The 3,260-nt window shown below is 72.8% G+C and carries 2 protein-coding genes and 1 pseudogene; 2 read left to right on the top strand and 1 reads right to left on the bottom strand.

What is annotated here, in order from left to right; all coding sequences use genetic code 11:
* Positions 1 to 55: 55 nt before the first annotated feature.
* On the top strand, positions 56 to 949 hold the full coding sequence (locus J1C73_RS22420) for a glycoside hydrolase family 19 protein (protein ID WP_207317996.1): 894 nt from the start codon (positions 56 to 58) through the stop codon (positions 947 to 949).
* A 36-nt stretch (positions 950 to 985) separates the two neighbouring features.
* Here J1C73_RS22420 and J1C73_RS22415 read toward each other — a convergent pair whose 3' ends face one another.
* Positions 986 to 2,482 carry a helix-turn-helix domain-containing protein gene (locus tag J1C73_RS22415; protein WP_207317997.1) on the bottom strand — a complete coding sequence of 499 codons (1,497 nt, stop codon included), beginning with the start codon at positions 2,480 to 2,482 and terminating at the stop codon, positions 986 to 988.
* A gap of 329 nt (positions 2,483 to 2,811) precedes the next feature.
* Between J1C73_RS22415 and J1C73_RS22410 the strand changes: the two are divergent.
* A pseudogene (locus tag J1C73_RS22410) lies at positions 2,812 to 3,260 on the top strand (DNA polymerase III subunit beta); the annotation flags it as partial.

The raw sequence follows: 3,260 nt of genomic DNA, 5'->3' as shown, positions 1-3,260 counted from the left end.
TCCTTCGGCGCGGCGCACCGATGAGCTCGGTGCGCCGCGCCGAAGGAGTGTTCACATGATCAGACGCATCATGGGCGTGCTCGCCGCGCTGGGCGCGGTCGTCGCGACGCTTGTCGTCCTTCCCGCCACCACCGCATCGGCGGCCGACTGCGCGGCTGCCTGGAACTCCTCGTCCGTCTACACGGGCGGCGGCGCCGCCTCGTACAACGGGCACAACTGGACCGCCAAGTGGTGGACCCAGAACGAGAAGCCCGGCAGCTCCGACGTCTGGGCCGACCAGGGCAGCTGCGGGAGCGGCGGCACGGACCCGGGCGGCCCCGGCTCGTCCGACGGCTTCGTCGTCAGCGAGGCGCAGTTCAACCAGATGTTCCCGGGCCGGAGTTCCTTCTACACCTACAGCGGTCTCACCGCCGCGCTGAGCGCCTACCCGGGCTTCGCCAACACCGGCAGCGACACGGTGAAGAAGCAGGAGGCGGCCGCGTTCCTGGCCAACGTCAGCCACGAGACCGGCGGCCTGGTGTACGTGGTCGAGCAGAACACGGCCAACTACCCCCACTACTGCGACAGCAGCCAGCCCTACGGCTGTCCCGCGGGCCAGTCCGCGTACTACGGCCGCGGCCCGATCCAGCTCAGCTGGAACTTCAACTACAAGGCCGCCGGTGACGCCCTCGGCATCGACCTGCTGGGCAACCCCTACCTGGTCGAGCAGAACGCCGCCGTGGCCTGGAAGACCGGCCTCTGGTACTGGAACACCCAGAACGGCCCCGGCACCATGACGGCCCACAACGCCATGGTGAACGGCGCCGGATTCGGTGAGACGATCCGCTCGATCAACGGCTCCATCGAGTGCAACGGCGGCAACCCCGCCCAGGTCCAGAGCCGGATCGACAAGTACCAGGCCTTCGTGTCGATCCTCGGCACGACGCCCGGATCGAACCTGAGCTGCTGACCCGCTGAGCTCCCGTCGACGGGGGTGCCCGCGGCCTCATGGCCGGCGGCGCCCCCCGTTCGGCTGTCCGTCCTCGGGCAGGTCCAGTGCCCGGAACGCGAGCCACAGGTCGTAGCGGGCGCTCGGCGTCCGCAGGAGCGAGCGCTGGAGCACGGTCTCCAGCCTGGTGAGGCGCTTGCGCACACCGGGTACGGAGATGGACAACGCCTGTGCCGTCGGACCGAGGTGGGCCTCGCACTCCAGCCAGGTGCGCAGGGTGGTGTACGGGTCGGAGGCGTTGCCCGCCGCTGCGGGGGCGCCGAGCGGGCCCACCTGCTGGGCCGCCCAGGAGCGGACCGCCGGACTGCGCAGGATCTCGTCCAGCGAAAGGACGGGCGCCGCCGTGTCCCCGGCCGGACGGCCGGACCTGGGCAGGGCGGGTGTGGCGCGGACGGCCAGGGCCAGATCGAGTGCGGCCTGGTCGGCGACCCGGTTCAGATCCAGGTCCAGCAGCTCGCCGATCAGCCGCAGCCGTGCGGCCAGGGTATTGCGGTGGATCTTCAGATGCGAGGTCGCGTGCGAGGAGAACGCGAGCCAGGACGCGAGGGTCGCCGCGAGTTCCTGACTGCCCGGGTCCTGGCTGCGCCGCGGCAGATGCCCGAGCAGCGGGGCCAGCAGGGCGTCGGCCCACCGCGCACCCTCGGCGCCGACCACCAGCGCGGGCTCGGGCGCCGAGCCGAAGCCGGCGTGCCGGCCGGGCAGCCCGCGGGCGACGGCCAGCGCGTGGAAGGCCTGGCGGTACGCGGTCGCCGTGTCGGACAGCGGTACGTCCTGGCTGATGCCCACGACGCAGTCGTCCACCACCGCGGCCACCTCCGGGCCGAGCCGTCCGTCCGCCGGTTCCGGTCCCGCCGGCACGATGAGGATCAGATGGCGCGCGTACACCGGGCACCGCACGATCCAGGACCGGCCGCCGGAGAGCTCCGTGCAGATCCGGGCCACCTCGTCCCTGCCGCCGCCCGAGCACTCGACGACGCACACCCGGACGGTGTCGGGCAGGGCGGGCTTCAGCGCGCCCGCCACCTGGTGCGCGATCGACAACTGGCCGGTCATGAGCAGATGCAGCACCGCCTCGCGGCCGCGGGACTCCGCCAGATCGACGCGACGGCGCTTGCGCTCGACGGTCTCGGCCGCCCAGCACATGGTGAGCGGCAGGGCCGCGTCGGCGAGGAGCACGGCCAGCCGGTCCGGCAGCGGGCGCCGGCCGATCACGGCGAGGACCGGTGCGGCGGTGCCCGGCGGGCCGTCCAGGGCGAACAGCAGCGCGGTGTGCGGCCCCCTGTCGAACGAGAGGGAGCGGGCCCCGAGCGCCGTCAGCTCCCGTGCGCCCTCGGCCGCGAGTGCGGCCGATCCGGCGCTCGCGGCATCCGGGTCCCGGGCGACGCCGTACAGGACGGTGCCGTCGCGGCCGAGCAGTCCCGCCCAGCCGTCGGCACGGCCGGACACCCAGCGCAGCAGTTCCCGCGAACCGCCGGAGCGGGCGAGCCCGTGCATCCGTATGACGTCGTCGGCGCGACCGCGCGCGTGCACACTTCCCCCGCTCCTGCCAGAAACCGGAGTGAAGCGTACCGGCCTGGTTGTGCGGACTGATACCCCTCACCGCCCACACAGTGCGAACTGAAGCTTTACCGGCTCCTGTTCCGCGGCCTAGAGTCCGAACGCGGTTGCGGGCCTTTCGGGGGAGAGGCACGGGGGACGACGGCAGCGGCTCACGGGGGTGGCCGCTGTCGTCGGCGCAACCGCCTCCTCGCTCCGTTGTCAGTGGTGACCCTTAGCGTCGGGGACCAGAGATGGTCGCCGGCGCACGAGGAGAGGTCACCACCATGGAGTTCCGGATCGAGCGCGGCGCACTGGCCGACGCGGTCACCTGGGCGGCCCGGGTGCTGCCCACGAGATCACCCGTTCCCGTGCTGGGCGGTCTGCTGCTGGAAGCGGCGGACGGCCGGCTGTGCATCTCCGGCCTCGACTACGAGGCGTCCGCCCGTATCGAGGTGGACGCCGAGATCCTGAGGCCCGGCAAGGTGCTCGTCATGGGCCGCCGGCTGCTGGATGTCTGCCGGGTGCTGCCCGAGGGCGCGGTGGAGTGCGCGGTGGAGGGCTCCCGCTTCACGGTGACGGGCAGCGGAGCCGGATTCGGCCTCTCGGTGCTGCCGCTCGACGACTATCCGTCGCTGCCGCCGCTGCCGGAGGTCCTCGGGGCGGTGGACTGCGAGGAGTTCGCGGCGGCCGTCGCGGATGTGACGGTGGCGGCCGGCCGGGACGACACCCTGCC

The organism is Streptomyces laculatispora (assembly GCF_017353455.1).
Classification (GTDB): domain Bacteria; phylum Actinomycetota; class Actinomycetes; order Streptomycetales; family Streptomycetaceae; genus Streptomyces; species Streptomyces laculatispora.
Note: the sequence above shows the minus strand (reverse complement) of the source record. Positions and strands in the feature narration are given on the sequence as shown.

Coding starts and splice junctions, on each gene's coding strand:
- J1C73_RS22420 (WP_207317996.1), top strand. CDS start 56: ATGATCAGACGCATCATGGGCGTGCTCGCCGCGCTGGGCGCGGTCGTC.
- J1C73_RS22415 (WP_207317997.1), bottom strand. CDS start 2,482: ATGCACGGGCTCGCCCGCTCCGGCGGTTCGCGGGAACTGCTGCGCTGG.